General features: G+C 68.8%; 16 protein-coding genes. 8 read left to right on the forward strand and 8 right to left on the reverse strand.

The genetic code is table 11. From position 1 onward, the window contains the following. Window positions 1-6: 6 nt before the first annotated feature. Window positions 7-513, reverse strand: a complete 507-nt coding sequence (ilvN, locus tag ACIA8G_RS14310) for an acetolactate synthase small subunit (RefSeq protein WP_396418871.1) — start codon at window positions 511-513, stop codon at window positions 7-9. Continuing rightward, window positions 513-2,345: an acetolactate synthase large subunit gene (locus ACIA8G_RS14315; protein WP_396418872.1), complete on the reverse strand. Its 1,833-nt coding sequence runs from the start codon at window positions 2,343-2,345 to the stop codon at window positions 513-515. The genes ilvN and ACIA8G_RS14315 overlap by 1 nt, the downstream gene beginning before the upstream one ends. Window positions 2,346-2,577: 232 nt before the next feature. On the opposite strand from ACIA8G_RS14315, the gene ACIA8G_RS14320 reads away from it, so the two are divergent. The 3 genes from ACIA8G_RS14320 to ilvD all read left to right on the forward strand — a co-directional run bounded on the left by ACIA8G_RS14320 (window position 2,578) and on the right by ilvD (window position 5,341). After that, window positions 2,578-2,997, forward strand: a complete 420-nt coding sequence (locus tag ACIA8G_RS14320) for a PH domain-containing protein (protein WP_396418873.1) — start codon at window positions 2,578-2,580, stop codon at window positions 2,995-2,997. Beyond that, on the forward strand, window positions 2,994-3,419 hold the full coding sequence (locus ACIA8G_RS14325; protein ID WP_396418874.1) for a vitamin K epoxide reductase family protein: 426 nt from the start codon (window positions 2,994-2,996) through the stop codon (window positions 3,417-3,419). Before ACIA8G_RS14320 ends, ACIA8G_RS14325 begins: the two co-directional genes overlap by 4 nt. Window positions 3,420-3,496: 77 nt before the next feature. Beyond that, a complete protein-coding gene (ilvD, locus tag ACIA8G_RS14330) occupies window positions 3,497-5,341 on the forward strand; it encodes a dihydroxy-acid dehydratase (protein WP_396418875.1) in 1,845 nt (614 codons plus the stop codon). Between the two features lie 19 nt (window positions 5,342-5,360). Here ilvD and ACIA8G_RS14335 read toward each other — a convergent pair whose 3' ends face one another. From ACIA8G_RS14335 to ACIA8G_RS14350, 4 genes are all read right to left on the reverse strand, one after another. Next, on the reverse strand, window positions 5,361-6,413 hold the full coding sequence (locus ACIA8G_RS14335; protein WP_396418876.1) for a hypothetical protein: 1,053 nt from the start codon (window positions 6,411-6,413) through the stop codon (window positions 5,361-5,363). Window positions 6,414-6,497: 84 nt separating this feature from the next. Further along, complete coding sequence (locus ACIA8G_RS14340) at window positions 6,498-6,740, reverse strand: hypothetical protein (RefSeq protein WP_396418877.1); 243 nt, start codon at window positions 6,738-6,740, stop codon at window positions 6,498-6,500. Between the two features lie 9 nt (window positions 6,741-6,749). After that, entirely contained in the window at window positions 6,750-7,487 is a 738-nt protein-coding gene (locus tag ACIA8G_RS14345) for a DoxX family protein (RefSeq protein WP_396418878.1), read from the reverse strand. A 69-nt stretch (window positions 7,488-7,556) separates the two neighbouring features. Further along, window positions 7,557-8,471 (reverse strand): 2-hydroxyacid dehydrogenase, encoded by a 915-nt coding sequence (locus ACIA8G_RS14350; protein WP_396418879.1) that lies wholly within the window; start codon window positions 8,469-8,471, stop codon window positions 7,557-7,559. 28 nt (window positions 8,472-8,499) lie between these two features. On the opposite strand from ACIA8G_RS14350, the gene ACIA8G_RS14355 reads away from it, so the two are divergent. Further along, window positions 8,500-9,402 (forward strand): alpha/beta fold hydrolase, encoded by a 903-nt coding sequence (locus ACIA8G_RS14355; RefSeq protein ID WP_396418880.1) that lies wholly within the window; start codon window positions 8,500-8,502, stop codon window positions 9,400-9,402. A 9-nt stretch (window positions 9,403-9,411) separates the two neighbouring features. Further along, a complete protein-coding gene (locus ACIA8G_RS14360) occupies window positions 9,412-10,572 on the forward strand; it encodes a PQQ-dependent sugar dehydrogenase (protein WP_396418881.1) in 1,161 nt (386 codons plus the stop codon). Window positions 10,573-10,584: 12 nt separating this feature from the next. Here the strand turns inward: ACIA8G_RS14360 and ACIA8G_RS14365 are convergent, their stop codons facing one another. Then, window positions 10,585-11,532 carry a LysR family transcriptional regulator gene (locus tag ACIA8G_RS14365; protein WP_396418882.1) on the reverse strand — a complete coding sequence of 316 codons (948 nt, stop codon included), beginning with the start codon at window positions 11,530-11,532 and terminating at the stop codon, window positions 10,585-10,587. Window positions 11,533-11,753: 221 nt separating this feature from the next. Between ACIA8G_RS14365 and ACIA8G_RS14370 the strand changes: the two genes are divergently transcribed. From ACIA8G_RS14370 to ACIA8G_RS14380, 3 genes are read left to right on the forward strand one after another with little or no spacing between them, the layout of a single operon-like run. Beyond that, window positions 11,754-12,203, forward strand: a complete 450-nt coding sequence (locus tag ACIA8G_RS14370; protein WP_396418883.1) for a hypothetical protein — start codon at window positions 11,754-11,756, stop codon at window positions 12,201-12,203. Then, window positions 12,200-12,565, forward strand: a complete 366-nt coding sequence (locus ACIA8G_RS14375; RefSeq protein WP_396418884.1) for an SgcJ/EcaC family oxidoreductase — start codon at window positions 12,200-12,202, stop codon at window positions 12,563-12,565. The genes ACIA8G_RS14370 and ACIA8G_RS14375 overlap by 4 nt, the downstream gene beginning before the upstream one ends. Further along, complete coding sequence (locus ACIA8G_RS14380; RefSeq protein WP_396418885.1) at window positions 12,565-12,933, forward strand: VOC family protein; 369 nt, start codon at window positions 12,565-12,567, stop codon at window positions 12,931-12,933. Before ACIA8G_RS14375 ends, ACIA8G_RS14380 begins: the two co-directional genes overlap by 1 nt. Window positions 12,934-13,015: 82 nt before the next feature. On the opposite strand, the gene ACIA8G_RS14385 is transcribed toward ACIA8G_RS14380, so the two are convergent. Further along, window positions 13,016-15,343, reverse strand: a complete 2,328-nt coding sequence (locus ACIA8G_RS14385) for a M14 family zinc carboxypeptidase (RefSeq protein WP_396418886.1) — start codon at window positions 15,341-15,343, stop codon at window positions 13,016-13,018. Between the last annotated feature and the right edge of the window lie 272 nt (window positions 15,344-15,615).

A 15,615-nucleotide genomic window follows, 5' to 3' on the forward strand; every position in this document is an offset into this window, starting at 1 on the left:
GGATTTCTAGCGGACCGCGGTGGCGGTGATGGAACGAGCGCCACGGCCGATGGCGACCATGCCGGACTGGACGATCTCGCGAAGCCCGTAGGGCTCCAGCATGCGCAACAACGCGTCGAGCTTCTCAGACGTGCCGGTGGCCTCGATCGTGAGCGCCTCGGGCGACACGTCGACGACCTTCGCGCGGAAGAGCTGCACGGTCTCGAGCACCTGCGACCGCACCGTCGCATCTGCCCGGACCTTGATCAACACCAGCTGCCGCTGAACGGAAGCGGCGGGCTCCAGTTCAACGATCTTGATGACGTTGATGAGTTTGTTGAGCTGCTTGGTCACCTGCTCCAGGGGCAGCTCGTCGACCGAGACCACGATGGTCATGCGGGAGATGTCGGGGTACTCGGTGCGCCCGACCGCGAGCGACTCGATGTTGAAGCCGCGGCGGGAGAACAGGCCGGCCACGCGCGCCAGCACACCGGGCTTGTCCTCGACCAAAACGCTCAGCGTGTGCCTGGTCATCACAGATCCTCGTCGAACAGGGGGCGGATGCCGCGGGCGGCCATGATCTCGGAGTTGCCGGTGCCCGCCGCGACCATGGGCCACACCTGGGCGTCCTTGCCGACGACGAAGTCGACCACGACCGGCCGGTCGTTGATCTCCAGCGCCTTCGCGATCACCTCGTCCACCTCCTCGCGCGTCTCGGCCCGCAGGCCGACACAGCCGAGAGCCTCCGCCAGAAGCTTGAAGTCTGGGATGCGGTGCTTGTGCGTCCCCAGATCCGTGTTGGAGTACCGCTCGCCGTAGAACAGCGTCTGCCACTGGCGGACCATGCCGAGGTTGCCGTTGTTGATCACGGCGATCTTCACCGGCAGGCCCTCGATGGCGCAGGTGGCGAGCTCCTGGTTGGTCATCTGGAAGCAGCCGTCGCCGTCGATGGCCCACACGGTGCGGTCCGGCTGACCCGCCTTGATGCCCATCGCGGCCGGAACCGCGAAGCCCATCGTGCCGAGGCCGCCGGAGTTGATCCACGTGCGCGGGTGCTCGTACTTCACGAACTGCGCGGCCCACATCTGGTGCTGGCCGACGCCCGCGGTGTAGATCGTGTCCGCCGGGGACAGCACGCCGATGCGCTCGATGGCGTACTGCGGCGACAACGTGCCGTCGTCCGGCCAGTCGTAGCCGAGCGGGAACGTCTCACGGATCGAGTTCAGCGTGTCCCACCACGGCGTGAGGTCGACCTTCTTCGACGTCTCGCGCTCGGTGCGCAGCGCGTCGATCAGCTCGGTGATGATCTCCTTGCAGTCACCGACGATCGGCACGTCGGCGCGGCGGTTCTTGGAGATCTCGGCCGGGTCGATGTCCGCGTGGATGATCTGCGCGTCCGGCGCGAACGAGTTCAGCTGGCCGGTGACGCGGTCGTCGAAGCGGGCGCCCAGCGCGATGAGCAGGTCCGACTTCTGCATCGCCGCGACGGCCGCGACGGTGCCGTGCATGCCGGGCATGCCCATGTGCTGCTGGTGCGAGTCGGGGAACGCCCCGCGCGCCATCAGCGTCGTGACGACCGGGATGCCGCTCTCCTCGGCCAGGCGCAGCAGCTCGGCGTGGGCATCGGCCTTGATCACGCCGCCACCCACGTAGAGAACGGGCTTGTGGGCGTTGACGATCAGCTTCGCGGCTTCGCGGACCTGCTTGCCGTGCGGCCGGGTCGTCGGCCGGTAGCCGGGCAGGCGCAGCTCGGGCGGCCAGGAGAAGCTGGTCTGCTCCTGCAGCACGTCCTTGGGGATGTCGACGAGAACCGGGCCGGGTCGGCCGGTCGACGCGATGTGGAACGCCTCCGCGATCGCCCGCGGGATCTCCGCCGGGTCGGTCACGAGCACGTTGTGCTTGGTGATCGGCATCGTGATGCCGCAGATGTCCGCCTCCTGGAAGGCGTCCGTGCCGATCAGCGGCCGCGACTGCTGGCCGGTGATCGCGACGATGGGCACGGAGTCCATGTTCGCGTCCGCGATCGGGGTGACGAGGTTCGTCGCGCCAGGACCCGAGGTCGCCATGCAGACCCCGACCTTGCCGGTGGCCTGCGCGTATCCGGTCGCCGCGTGCCCTGCGCCCTGCTCGTGGCGGACGAGGATGTGCCGGACCTTCGTGGAGTCCAGCAGCGGGTCGTACGCGGGAAGGATCGTCCCGCCGGGAATGCCGAACACCACTTCGCACCCGACCGCCTCAAGCGAGCGGACGAGGGACTGGGCCCCGGTCACTCGAATCGGCGCGCCAGTGGGCGGTGCCGGTTTGGGCCGCGGACCTGGACGTGGCGACGAGGGCTCGGAAGCCTGTCGCGATGGTGCGCTGGTCATTGGTTTGCCTCGTGGGTATCGGGGTCCGGACACGAAAAAACCCTCGACAACCCGGAGATGGGTCGTGCGAGGGTCGCGCGTCGACGCAGGCTGTTCGGCTCAGGCGTCGACGCGCCTGAGAAGTACGAGAACGAGCGTGCGCTGCATGAAGCGGACGTTATCGCCTCGCGCAAGAGTGCGTCAACTCTGCGGGATGGAATTCCCGGATCGTGGACGTGGAACAATCGTCCGAGTGAAGAAGCTGGTCTTTCGCATCCCGGCAACCGCGCTGCTCGCGGCGGGTCTGATCGCCATCTGCGTGACTCCTGTGGCGTGGGTCGCTCCGGGGCTGCAAGCGCTCTACGTTCTCCCGCTCGGGTACGCGTACTGGGTCGTCCGCAGCCGCACCACGGTGACCGAGGAGGAGCTCGTCGCGCGCGGCCTGTTCGGCTCCACGACGGTGAAGTGGTCCGAGGTGAAGTCGATCCGGCTGGTCCAGAAGGGCTGGCTCAAGGCGGTTCGCGAGGACGACACCGAGGTGACGCTGCCCGCGGTGCGGTTCATGCACCTGCCGGCGTTGTCGGTGGTCAGCGGTGGGCGTGTGCCGGACCCGAGTGTCGTGGAAGAGATTGCGGAGGAACCCGCGGAGGAGTCCGTAGAGTCGGAGAAGTGATCAAACGAGTTCCGCTGCTGAGCCTGCTGCTGTCCATCGCAGGCCTGCTGACCTCGGCTTATCTGACCTACACGCACTTCAACGCCGGCGCGCTGCTGTGCTCGGCCGACTCGGTGATCGACTGTGAGACCGTGACCACGAGCGAGCAGTCGGAGGTGCTGGGCATCCCCGTGGCGTTCCTCGGGCTGGCCTTCTTCGCGTTCCTCACCGTGATCTGCCTCCCGTTCGCGTGGCGGATCGAGGCACTGAAGTGGGTGCGCCTGGCCGCGGTCGGCATCGGCGTGCTGATGGTCATCTACCTGGTGGCGGCCGAGTTCCTGATCATCGGCAAGATCTGTCTGTGGTGCACGGTTGTGCACGTCATCACGCTCGCGCTGGCCTATCTGCTGGTCTCGGCAAGTCTGCGCACTAGTAACCTTTGAGGCACCGCTCCCAGACTGGTGACGCCTGACCCGGCTGTCCCGCGCGCATTTTTTCTTGAACTGAATCTGGAGGAGCAGTGCCTCAGCTCCGCTCTCGCACCACCACGCACGGCCGCAACGCCGCGGGGGCCCGCGCCCTCTGGCGTGCGACCGGCATGACCGACAGCGACTTCGGCAAGCCGATCATCGCGATCGCCAACTCCTACACGCAGTTCGTGCCCGGTCACGTGCACCTGCGCGATCTCGGCGACATCGTGGCCGAGGCCGTGCGCGAGGCGGGCGGCGTGGCACGCGAGTTCCACACCATCGCGGTCGACGACGGCATCGCCATGGGCCACAGCGGGATGCTCTACTCGCTGCCCAGCCGCGAGATCATCGCCGACTCGGTCGAGTACATGGTCAACGCGCACCAGGCCGACGCGATCGTCTGCATCTCGAACTGCGACAAGATCACCCCCGGCATGCTGAACGCGGCGATGCGGCTCAACATCCCCGTCGTGTTCGTGTCCGGCGGGCCGATGGAGGCCGGCAAGGCCGTCGTCGTCGAGGGTGTCGCCGTCGCGCCGACCGACCTCATCACCGCGATCGCCGCGTCCGCTTCCCCCGCCGTGAGCGAGGACGGGCTCTCCGAGGTCGAGCGCTCCGCGTGCCCGACGTGCGGCTCGTGCTCCGGCATGTTCACCGCGAACTCGATGAACTGCCTGACCGAGGCGCTCGGCCTGTCGTTGCCGGGCAACGGGTCCACTTTGGCCACCCACGCCGCGCGCCGCGAGCTGTTCTCCGAGGCCGGCCGCGTCGTCGTGGAGCTGTGCCGCCGCTGGTACGGCGAGGACGACGAGTCGGCGCTGCCGCGCTCGATCGCGAACCGCAAGGCGTTCGAGAACGCGATGGCGCTCGACATGGCGATGGGCGGCTCGACGAACACCGTGTTGCACATCCTCGCCGCCGCGCAGGAGGGCGAGATCGACTTCACGCTCGAGGACATCGACGACCTGTCGCGCCGCGTGCCGTGCCTGTCCAAGGTGTCGCCGAACTCCGACTACCACATGGAGGACGTCCACCGGGCCGGCGGAATTCCCGCGCTGCTGGGCGAGCTCTACCGCGCCGGCCTGCTGAACGACGACGTCACCTCGGTGCACACGCCGACGATGGCGGAGTGGCTCGGCAAGTGGGACATCCGCGCGGAGAACCCGTCCCCGGAGGCGATCGAGCTGTTCCACGCCGCTCCCGGTGGCGTGCGCACGACCGAGGCGTTCTCGACGTCGAACCGCTGGTCCTCTTTGGACACCGACGCGGCCGGCGGCTGCATCCGCGACGACGAGCACGCCTACACCCGTGACGGCGGCCTGAACGTGCTGCGCGGCAACCTGGCCGAGCGCGGCGCGATCATCAAGTCCGCGGGCATCGACGAGGAGCTGTGGCACTTCGAGGGTCCGGCGCGCGTCGTCGAGTCCCAGGAGCAGGCCGTCTCGGCGATCCTGAACAAGGAGATCCAGGCGGGCGAGGTGCTCGTGGTGCGCTACGAGGGCCCGTCCGGCGGTCCAGGCATGCAGGAGATGCTGCACCCCACGGCGTTCCTCAAGGGCTCCGGTCTCGGCAAGAAGTGCGCGCTGATCACCGACGGCCGCTTCTCCGGTGGCTCGTCGGGTCTGTCGATCGGCCACATCTCGCCGGAGGCGGCGGGTGGCGGCACGATCGGGCTGGTCGAGAACGGTGACCGGATCCTGATCGACGTGCACGAGCGGCGCCTCGAGCTGCTGGTGGACGACGAGGTGCTGGCCGAGCGGCGCGCCAAGATGGACGCGTCGGAGCGGCCGTGGCAGCCGGTGGACCGGATCCGGCCGGTGACGGGTGCGCTGCGGGCGTACGCGCGGATGGCGACGGACGCGTCGACCGGCGCGGTGCGCGACCCGAGCCGCTAGGGGTGTCGTGCCGGGACGGTCAGGGCTGCACGGTGAAGATTCCGCGCGCCCACTGGCCACCGTCCCGGCACTGCCCGACCACGTCGTAGTCGTTGGGCGAGGTGCCCTGCGGAATCGTGAACTGCGCGTCGACCGTGCCGTCCGCCTTGATCGGCGCCGTCGTGCTGAGTCCCATCGCGCTGATGCTCACGTTCACCGACCTGTCCCCGTAGTCGGGGCATCCGTCGAAGTTGGTGCCGCGCACGGTCAGCACCTGTCCCGCTCGCAGCTTGGCCGGACTCGCCGCCACGACGAGCGGCGGCGACACCGTGTAGGTCGACGGCGCCCCCAGGCCCGCGTCGTCGGTGCACTGCCCGGAGAGGTGGTGGTCGCCGACCGACGCGTTCTCCGGCACCGTGAACCGCACGCCGAACCTGCCGTCCGACTCGATCGGCACGGCGGACTCGGCGACGACGCCGTCCCACAGGACGTTGACCGTGCGGCGCCCAGGGCACCCGTTGTAACCCGTGCCGTAGAAGTTCACCGACGTGCCCGGTAGTCCGCGCGCCTGGGACATGGTCGTCGCCAGCTGCGGCCCGGGACCCGGTGTCTTCGTCGGTGACGGGCCGGACGTCCTGGTCGGCAGGTTGATCGACTTCGAGGGCACGAGCGTCGGCACCAGCGGTGCACTGCCGCCCGTCGGCGAACTCGACTCGGTGCCGGACGGCTGCGACGAGACGCTGGCCGCCTTCTTGTCGTCCGGCTCCTGTGTGGTCCCGCGGTCGGGTACGAGCGCGTACCAGCCGGCGCCCCCGGCCGTGACCAGCACCGCGACGAACACGATCGTCGTCTTCCGCTTGTTGTTCTTGCGCGACTCGCGCAGGACCTCGCGCAGCAACGCCGTGAACTCGGCGTCCTTCGCGGCGAGCGCGCCCAGTTCGTCCGGACCGGCGTCGTCGCCCACGATCTCGACGAGTCTTCGCAGCCGGGGCGGCACCGGTCCGTCGTCCTTCGTCGTCGCGATGAGCCGGGCGATCTCACCCAGGTCCGCCGGGCGCGTGGCCTCGATCTTGATGTCGCCGCTCGTCGCCACTGTCTTCCCTTCAAGTGCCGTCTTTCACCGAAATGTCGGCGCTCGTGACAGGCGGCTTGAAGGAGAAAAGGGGCCAATACAAGGTCAAACTGCGAACGACAGCGCCAGCAAGGCGCCGAACACGAACCAGCCCGTCAGCGGGCCGCTGACGGGCTGGTCGGTCTTCTTGACCATGATGCCGCTGACAGTGAGGCCCGCAAGCAGGCCGAGCGGCGGTAGCAGGGACTTCGCGGTGAGACCGAACGGGAACGCCACCAGGTAGACGATCGGGATCCCGATCACGAGCAGGGCGAGCTGGAGCAGCGCTCCCGTCAGGTTCTTCCGCACGGGGAGTGTTTACCGGAAGACGAAGTACGTCACTGCCGCGCCGCCCGCTCCGATGAGCAGCGCGATGAAGCCGGCCGCCAGCGGGTGGCGGAACCAGCTGCGGTTGTAGTCGAGCGCGGCCCGGCCGGGTCCGGCGAAGAGCGCGGCGAAGGCCATGCCCGCGAGCGCCAGTTCCAGCTCCACGCCGTTGGGGCCGAAGAAGCCGCCCTTGTACTGCAGCGCGATGACGTTCGCCATCACCGCGAGCAGGCCCGCCGCGGCCAGCGGCGTGAAGAGGCCCAGCACGAGCAGGCCACCTCCGGCGAGTTCGGTGATGCCGGTGACCCAGGAGAGGACCACGGACTCGCGGTAGCCCATCTTCTCGAGCGACTGCGCGAAGCCGTTGATGCCGGGGCCGCCGAAGAGCCCGAAGACCTTCTGCAGGCCGTGCAGCAGGAAGATGCCGCCGAGCACGGCACGCAGCCCGAGCAGGCCGATGTCGGGACCGGCCGTCCAGCCGAACTTCCTGCGGTCGTCCTCGAACGGGTCGTCCTCGTCACCGAACGCCGGTGAGTCCACAGTGGACTTGCCCAGCGGCGTGTAGCCCGTGTTGTCGAACGCCTTCGTCGTCGAGTCGTACGACTGCGCGCTGCCTCCGACTCTGTCCGTGCTGTCGTCGAAGTGGTGCACTCCCCCTCCGCTGCTCGAGTAGAACGAGTCGTCGGAGAAAGCGCTCGATGTGGTCGAGCCTTTGTCGTGAGTAGCCACGCCCGCACGCTAGGAGACCTCGCGCGAGCGCGCGACGTCCGAACGGCAGCCCAGCTTCACCCAGATGGACTAATAGGTGCCGTTGACGAGGTTGTTCGGACGCTCTCCGGCGGCGTACCGAGCGACCTCCGAGGCGACGATGGCGTAGGCGCGGTGCGCGTGCCCTGTGCAGCTCCCGGCCACGTGCGGGGTGAGCAGCAACCCCGGCGCGGTCCACAGTGGATGATCCGCCGGTAGCGGTTCCGGATCGGTCACGTCGAGCGCCGCGCGCAGTCGCCCGGAATTCAGTTCCGCGAGCAATGCATCGGTGTCGACGACCGGCCCGCGGGCGCCGTTGACCAGGATCGCGTGGTCCTTCATCGCGGCCAGGAACTTGGCGTCGACCAGGTGCCTGGTCTCCTCGGTCATCGGCGTGAAGACGACCACCGCGTCGAACTCCGGGAGCAACGACGGCAGCTCGTCCACGCCGTGCACGCCGTCACGCGCGGTGCGGCCGACCATGGTCACGGTCGCGTCGAACGGCTCCAGGCGCCGCCGCATCTGCTCGCCCAGGTCGCCGGCACCGACGATGAGAACCTTCTTGTCCTGCAAGGTGTCCGTCAGGTGGTAGTCCCAGCGGCCCTCGGCGCGGGCACGTTCGAAGACGAGGAACTCTCGATATATCGCCAGCAACGCGCCGATCGCCCACTCCGCGGTGCTGCCGCCGTGCGCGCCGCGGCAGGTGGAGAGCAACACACCGGGCGGCACCTTGCCGACGAAGTTCTCCGCGCCCGCGCTGAGCAGTTGCACGAGCTTCAGGTTCGGCAGCTGCGCGAACACCTCGCGTGGATCCGTGCCTGCCAGGAACCTCGGGACCAGGACCTGAGCGTCCGCCGCCTCCTGCGGAAGCGGTTCCCCCGGCACGTAGCGGACCGGCCGGACACCGTCCACCCGGGACAGCGCCTGGACTCCGAAGTCATCTGGCACAAGCACGGTGAGCGTCACAACTGCAAAGTACGTCAGAATGGCGGTCATGCGGGAGCACGACATCATCTCCTGGGACGGCACGAAGATCCGAGCATGGCAGGCATCGGGTGAAGGCACACCCGTACTGCTGTGCCCCGGTGTCGGGTCCGGGCCGGAATCCTGGCCGTCGCTGACCGACCATGACGGTCTGATCAGCTGGTACATGCGCGGCACGATGGGCTCCGACCGGCCCGTCGACGAGCGCAACATCTCGTTGGACGACCACGTGTCGGACGCGATCGCCGTGCTGGACGACGCCGGCATCGAGCGGTGCGTCGTCATGGGCTGGTCGATGGGCGTCACGATCGCCGCCGAGCTGGCGTTGCGTCATCCGGAACGGGTGTCGGGCCTGCTGCTCGTGGCGGGTGCGCCCGGCGACTCGTTCGACGGCATGCTGCCGGTGCTGCCGAAGAACGTCCGCCGGTTCGTCGGGGTGACGGGCACGAGGCTGCTGCAGCAGGCCGGTCCGGTGCTGGACAGCGTGCTGCACCGGATCCCGGTGACGGACGTGACGTCGTTCCTGCTGCGGCACAGCGGGGTGATCAAGCCGACCAGCGACCCGAAGGCGGTCACGCACGCGGTCGGCCGGTTCCTGCAGCACGACTGGCGCTGGTACTTCACGCTGGCGCTCGCGCTGGGCGAGACGCCGCGCCAGGATCTCAGCCCGATCGTGTGCCCGGTCACACTGCTGGCCGGACGAGACGACCTGCTGGCGACGACGGAGAGCATGGCGGGGCCGGTCGGCGCGCTGCCCCAGGCACGGCTGAGGGTGCTGCCGTGCAGCCACTACCTGCCGCTGGAGGCGCCCGACGTGGTGTCGGCCGAACTCGATCTCCTGATGGACCGGGTGCGGTCGGTCGACTTCGCCACCGCCGAGGCGTTCACTTCGGGTTCACGGTCCCGCACCTAGCCTGGGGTAGTGGTCCGTTCCGTCGTGTTGTTGGCCGCCGCCTGCCTGCTGGCAGGGGGCTGCGCGAGCTTTCCAGAAGAGCCGCCACCCACGGGCTGGAGCGCACAACCACAGCTGACCCCGCAGGCCGGCCCGCGGCCGGAGTTGCCGGGCGAGTTCCGGCCTACGCCGGGCGAGCAGGGCCGCGGCCAGACGCCGCAGAGCATTCCGCCGCCGCAGGGCTGCAAGGACTTCAACCCCGCCGTGATCGCCACCTGCCTCAGCACCGTCACGGGCGTCGCCCCGATCGGTGCGGACGCGCAGGGTGGCGTCGCCGCGTACGCGACGGAACGCGGCGGGCGCCTGGTCAAGGTCACCAAGGACGTCGACCCGGTCGTGATCGCCCAGATCGAGGTCGACGCGTCGACCGACGGCGGGCTGACCGGGCTCGCGCTGTCGGCCACGTTCGCCGAGGACCAGCTCGCGTACGTCTACGTGACGACCGCGACGGACAACCGGGTGCTGCGCATCGCGCCGGGTGACACGCCTAAGCCGATCCTCACCGGCATCCCGAAGGGCCCGTCCGGCAACCGCGGTGTGCTGGCGAGCGACCGCAGGGGCTCGATCCTCGTCGCGACCGGTGACGCCGGGAACCCCGCCCTGGCCGCCGACCCGAACTCGCTGGCCGGCAAGGTCCTGCGGATCGACGGCTCCGGCAAGCCCGCGCAGGGCAACCCGACCGCGGGTTCCGCGGTCGTCTCGTCCGGGCTGCGGCTGCCCGGCGGGCTGTGCGTCTCGGCGGACGCCCAGAAGATCTGGGTCACGGACTGGACCACGAACGCCGACGTCGTCTACCGCGTCACGCCGGGCAAGCTCGGCGAGGTGGCGTGGAACTGGCCGGACAAGCCGGGCGTGATGGGGTGCGCCTCGTACTCGGACATGCTGACCGTGACGACGTCCAAGACACCCGGCTTGCAGGACCTGCAGATGAACGCCGCCGGTGCGTTCACCGGCAAGCCCGAGCTCAGGATGCAGGAGGACGGCTACGGCCGGATGGGGCCGATGGAGATGCTGAACGACACGGCGTCGCTCGTCGGCACGGTCAACAAGGTCGGCGGGCAGCCCGTGTCGTCGGACGACCGGGTCGTCATCATCGTGCGGGAAAGCCCGGCCGGCGGCGGCAAGGACTGAACCGCGGGTGTGTCACGGGCTGAGGGCGAACGCCTCTCCTCCGTCGTGCCACCACCGTGCGTAGGCCTCGCTCTCCTCGACCAGCTTCAGGTACCCGGCGGCGACCAGGTCGCACAGGTCGTCGATCTCGGCCGCGACCGGCGCGTCCGTGCGCCAGGCCAGCACGACCTCGCGGACCAGCGGGTTCCCGGCGACGGGCAGCCGCGCGACGCCGGGCGGGGTGCCGCCGACCGGGTAGAGCGGGCAGACCGCGCCGGACTCCCTGATCAACGTCATCGCGACGTGCGGCTCGCTGCTGAAGTGGGCGATCCGCTGGTCGAACCCGGCGGCCGCGCACTGGCGGGCGAAGTGGGCGTTCATGCCGCTGTCGTCCGGCTCGGGCATGACCCACTTGTCGCCGGCGAGAGCGGACAGCGGGACCTCGTCCTCCCCCGCGTACGGGTGGTGCATCGGCACGCCGACGAACAGCGGCTCGCGCGTGAGCAGGCGGTGTCCGACGTTCGGCGGAAAGGAAAGCGGAGTTCCGGGGAACTGCCGCATGACGGCCACGTCGAGTTCACCCGTCGTGAGCAACGCGGTGAGCGTGCCGGTCTCCTTGATCGTTCGGCTCGTGACGTTCTCGCCGAGAGCGCTCACCAGTAGTCCGAAGTGATAGGCGGGGATTCCCGCGAGCCTGGTAGGAGCACCGGAACTGTCCGCGTTACGGCGTGTTACGCGTTCCAGCGTGTGCAACTGGGAGAGCATCGAACGCGCTTCCTGCACGAAATCCGCACCGGTCGGCGTAGTGCGCACACCATCCGCCACTCGGATGAACAGCGCGCCGCCCAAATGGTCCTCGATGCGTTTGAGCTGTGTCGTCACCGCGGGCTGGGTGAGGTGCAGGCGCGCAGCGGCCTTGCGCAGGCTGCCGCAGTCGGCGATCGCCACGACCAGTTCGAGATGCCGCACTTCAAGGCGCATGGGCCTCATGTTATCGCTCAATGTAATAGGGCCAATACCGTCCGGAATCTCGCGCGAGACGATCCCGTCTCGATACGTTCGCTCACGTGATGAAATTGGCCGAGCGCCCGACTCGCACCGACGCGGTGCTGTTTTCGGATCGCGCAGTGAAAACGTTTCTGGAGGCTGCATCCGCCGAATACTCGTTCATCACGGAGGATGAGCCGAGACCGTGTTTCGCAGTGCTGCTCGGCCGGACCGCCGGCGCCGAGGCCGTGGTCCAGGACGTGGCTTTCGGCCGCAACGCGCGCCTGACCGACCCGAGCGCGCGGGAGGAGTTCGCGTCGACGATCGTGCCGCGGTTCGGCACGGCGTACGAGAACCCCGTGCGGGCGTGGTGGCTCGACCCCGCCGACCTGCTCACGATCACGCGCTCGGCGGACGCGCGGGGTCTGGACGTGCTCGGCTCGATCCACCTGCACCCGGACTGGCACCGGCTCGGGCCGGTGTGCGAGCGCAACCGGCCGTTGAGCGACAGCCCGACGCCGATGGACGAGCACATGTTCCGCAGCAGCGGATGGCCCGTGAACGTCGTCTGCTACCTGGAAAGCCGCCACGGCGGCCTCTACTACTCGCTTGCCGCGTGGGACGACGACTGCCTGCGCCTGCCGTTGAGGGTGAACCACTCGTGACTGAACAGATCTACGAACTCTGGCGACGGATGGAACAGGGCTGGGCGCTGGGTGACGGCGACCTGTTCGCCAGCGTCTTCAGCGAGGACGTCGACTTCGTGACGGTGCGCGGTGAGGAGCTGTTCGGGCGGCGGGCCGTCGCGCTGGGGCACGGCACGCTCTTCGCCGGGCCGTACCGCGACACGAAGCTGACCGCCGAGATCAGCCTGATCAGGCCGCTGACCGACGGGATCTCGATCGTCCACGTCACGTCCTCCATCGCCCCGGCAGGCATCACCACACACGCGCAGGCCGTTGTCGTGCAACGTGACGACGTGTGTGAGATCGCCGCGTTCCACAACATGATCCCGAAGGGACAGTGATGAGCAGGCCACGGCTGCGGCACATCGCGTTCGTCGTGCAGGACCCGAAGAAGATGGCCGACTTCTACACGTCGCACTTCGGGATGGAGCTGTTCCACACCGACCCGGACGGCAGCCACTTCGTCACCGACGGGTACCTCAACCTGGCGCTGATCCAGCAGCGGCTGGACGGGGACGTGCCGACCGGCTTCAACCACTTCGGCTTCCACGTCGAGTCCGTCGAGCCCTATCTGGAGACGCTGGAGCCGAAGCCCGCGCTGCGCGGCGGGGACCGGCCGTTCGCCGAGTACCGGGCGATCGACCCGGAGGGCAACTGGTTCGACCTGTCGGCGCACGGCTTCCTGCCGCCCGGCGCCGGGGAAGCGTGACCTCCCCGGCCTGATTGCTCGACGCACGCGGGGCGCTCTCGTGCTCCAAGAGTGCACGAAAGCTCCCCGCGTGCGCTTTTCGCTAGCGGCTGCCCGCCCAGAAGAGGGCGCGGGCCACCTGGGCGTAGAGGCCCTTGGGGTGGTTGCGGAACATGGGCTCGGTGCCGAAGAGAACGGTCTTGGTGCCGTTCGCCGACGTACCGGAGACGACCGCCGCCTGGCCAGCGGCGGCGTCCTGGCCGCCCGTGCCGTTGGCCCGTGCGTGCCAGTGGCCCGCCGCGACGACGGTGGAGCCGTAGCGCTGCTCGACCGTCACGCCGGCACCCAGGTTCGTGAACCACTGCGGCCCGTAGACGAACGAGTGCGGCAGCGCGCCCGTGCCGATCGGCCCGGTGCCGTTGACCACGTTCACCACGCCGTTGGCGTCCTCCCAGCCCGCCACCGGGGTGGCCTGCAGGAGCTTGGCGTCGACGTTGAACTTGCTGCCGGTACGGCCGCGAGTGACCACGCCGCCGCGCTGCAGGAACGCGTTGAGCGACGCCTTCGCGGTGGCGTTGAGCCCGGCGTAGTCGAGGCCGGCACCCACGTACAGCACGTCGATGCGCGACCAGTCGAAGCCCGCGTTCAGCACGGCCGTGGAGATCGTGCGGACCTCGAACCCGGACTCGCGCAGCACCTGCAGCTCGTCCGCGCTGACCGCGGCCGCGACCACCTTGCGCTGCAACGCGACACCACCCGGCTTGGCGGTGGTGAACCGCACGCCGTAGCGGTCGGCGACCTCTTTCGCCGCCGCCCTTTCCCGTGCGGGCACGACGACCGTGCCGTCGTCCTGGCGACGCAACTCGATACCGCGACCGAGCAGGTCGTTGACGGCGTTGACGTCCTTGCCGTCGGTCAGGGTCAGCGCGAGGTCGGCGCCCGGTGCGGCGTTCACGTCACCGGTCGGTGCCGCGGCGACGACGGGCTTGCCGTCGAACCGGAAGGAGCCCGACTTGTAGACGTCGACCGACGCACCCCACAGCAAACGGTGGCTCCAGCCGGAGATGTCGTACATCACCGGTGCCTTGTCCGAGATGTCGCTGCCCTGCTCCAGCATCACGTTCGCCAGGCCGCGCTTCGGCTGGTGCATGTCCACCACGTACGACCCGGCGGGATAACGCTTACCACTCAGCGTGAAGGGCTTTTCCGCACGTTCCACCCGGACGTCGTGCCGAACGAGTTGGTCGACGAGGCGGGCGGTGGCGGGTGCCGACCGGTCGTTGGTGATCACGTACGCGCGGGGGAACTCGGTGCTGAAGCGGTCTTCCGGCCCGAAACCGGGCACGAACCCGTCCGGGATGTAGCGCTGCGCTTCACCGGCGGCGCCGCGGCGGAACATCTCGCTCTGGCCGGCGATCAGGTTGCGCCGGTTGTCGTCCACGTAGTCGAGCGTGGACTTGATGGTGGCCTCGACGACGTCGGCATTGATCTTCGAACGCCGCTGGAGCTCGGCCACCGGCTGGGTGTTGTAGTCGCCGCGGTTGACCCGCATCGGGATCTCGATCGTGTACGAGACGGCACCGTGGTACATCGCGTACTGCGCGGTGTAGATCGGCGCCCAGCCGTCCCACTCGCCGACCGGGTAGTCGCGGAACGGGATCTCCGGCTTCGCGGCCTCGGGATGCCCGAGCGCCTGCACGGCCTTCTCCATCTGCAGGCCACCCGCGTAGCCGTGCTTGATGTAGAGGTCGAAGTCGTAGTTCTGGCCGTGCGGCGGCGTGGTCGGCTCGATGAGCGTGTTCGCCGAGTAGCCGTGCTCGTCCAGCATCATCAGCGGCTGGGTGCGTTCGACCATCTCCTGCATCACCCGGTTCTCCGGCTGGGAGTTGGTGACGAAGTCGCGGTTGAGGTCGAAGCCCGCGGAGTTCTCCCGCGTGCCGGCGACGCGGCCGTCCGGGTTCGCGGTGAGGTTGAAGTAGATCCTGCTGCGGCGCAACAGGTTCTGCACCTCGCGGTCGTTCGAGGTGGCAAGGTGCTCGATGACCCGCAACGCGCCGTCGGTGCCCTCCCACTCGTCGCCGTGGATGTTGTTGTTGATCCAGATCGGCGCCTTGTAGAGGCCGGCCGGAACGTTGCGCCCCTCCTCGATGGTGGCGCGGAACCGTTCCTGGACGCGGGTTTCGAGCGGCGATTCCGGGGCGGTCAGCGTGACCAGGTACAGGTCGCGGCCGAGGCCTGACTGGCCAGCGACCTCGACCGAGATCCGGTTGCTCTTCTGCTGCAACGCGTTCAGCTTCGGCGCGAGCGAGTGGTACGGCGCGAGGCCGAGCTTGATGGCCTTGTCGGCCGGGTTCTCCGGGTACGTCCGCAGCTTCGTCCTGCGCGGATAACCCTGGTGCCGGTCGGCCTGATTCTCCCCCTGTGCCAGCACGGACTGCGCGGCGAACGCGTTGTCCTGTACGGCGATTTCATTGCGTTCAGGCCCATTTCCGGGCTCACGATCATGATTCGACGGTTGTGCTGTTGCCGTGGTGGGTGCTGCCACCACCGCGGCGACCGATAAGAGAACAGCAAGCAGAGATCTGCGCATGTGGACGTTCTCGCACAACGGCCCGCTCATCGACTAGAGCCGATAGGCGGGCCGTTGGCACGGACACCGTCACCCCAGCCCCACCCCCTGAGTGGCTGCGGCGACCGTGACCG

Origin of the sequence: Lentzea sp. NPDC051213 (assembly GCF_044455585.1) — a bacterium.
Lineage (GTDB): Bacteria > Actinomycetota > Actinomycetes > Mycobacteriales > Pseudonocardiaceae > Lentzea.

Coding starts and splice junctions, on each gene's coding strand:
- ilvN (WP_396418871.1), bottom strand. CDS start 513: ATGACCAGGCACACGCTGAGCGTTTTGGTCGAGGACAAGCCCGGTGTG.
- ACIA8G_RS14315 (WP_396418872.1), bottom strand. CDS start 2,345: ATGACCAGCGCACCATCGCGACAGGCTTCCGAGCCCTCGTCGCCACGT.
- ACIA8G_RS14365 (WP_396418882.1), bottom strand. CDS start 11,532: ATGCGCCTTGAAGTGCGGCATCTCGAACTGGTCGTGGCGATCGCCGAC.
- ACIA8G_RS14380 (WP_396418885.1), top strand. CDS start 12,565: ATGAGCAGGCCACGGCTGCGGCACATCGCGTTCGTCGTGCAGGACCCG.
- ACIA8G_RS14355 (WP_396418880.1), top strand. CDS start 8,500: ATGCGGGAGCACGACATCATCTCCTGGGACGGCACGAAGATCCGAGCA.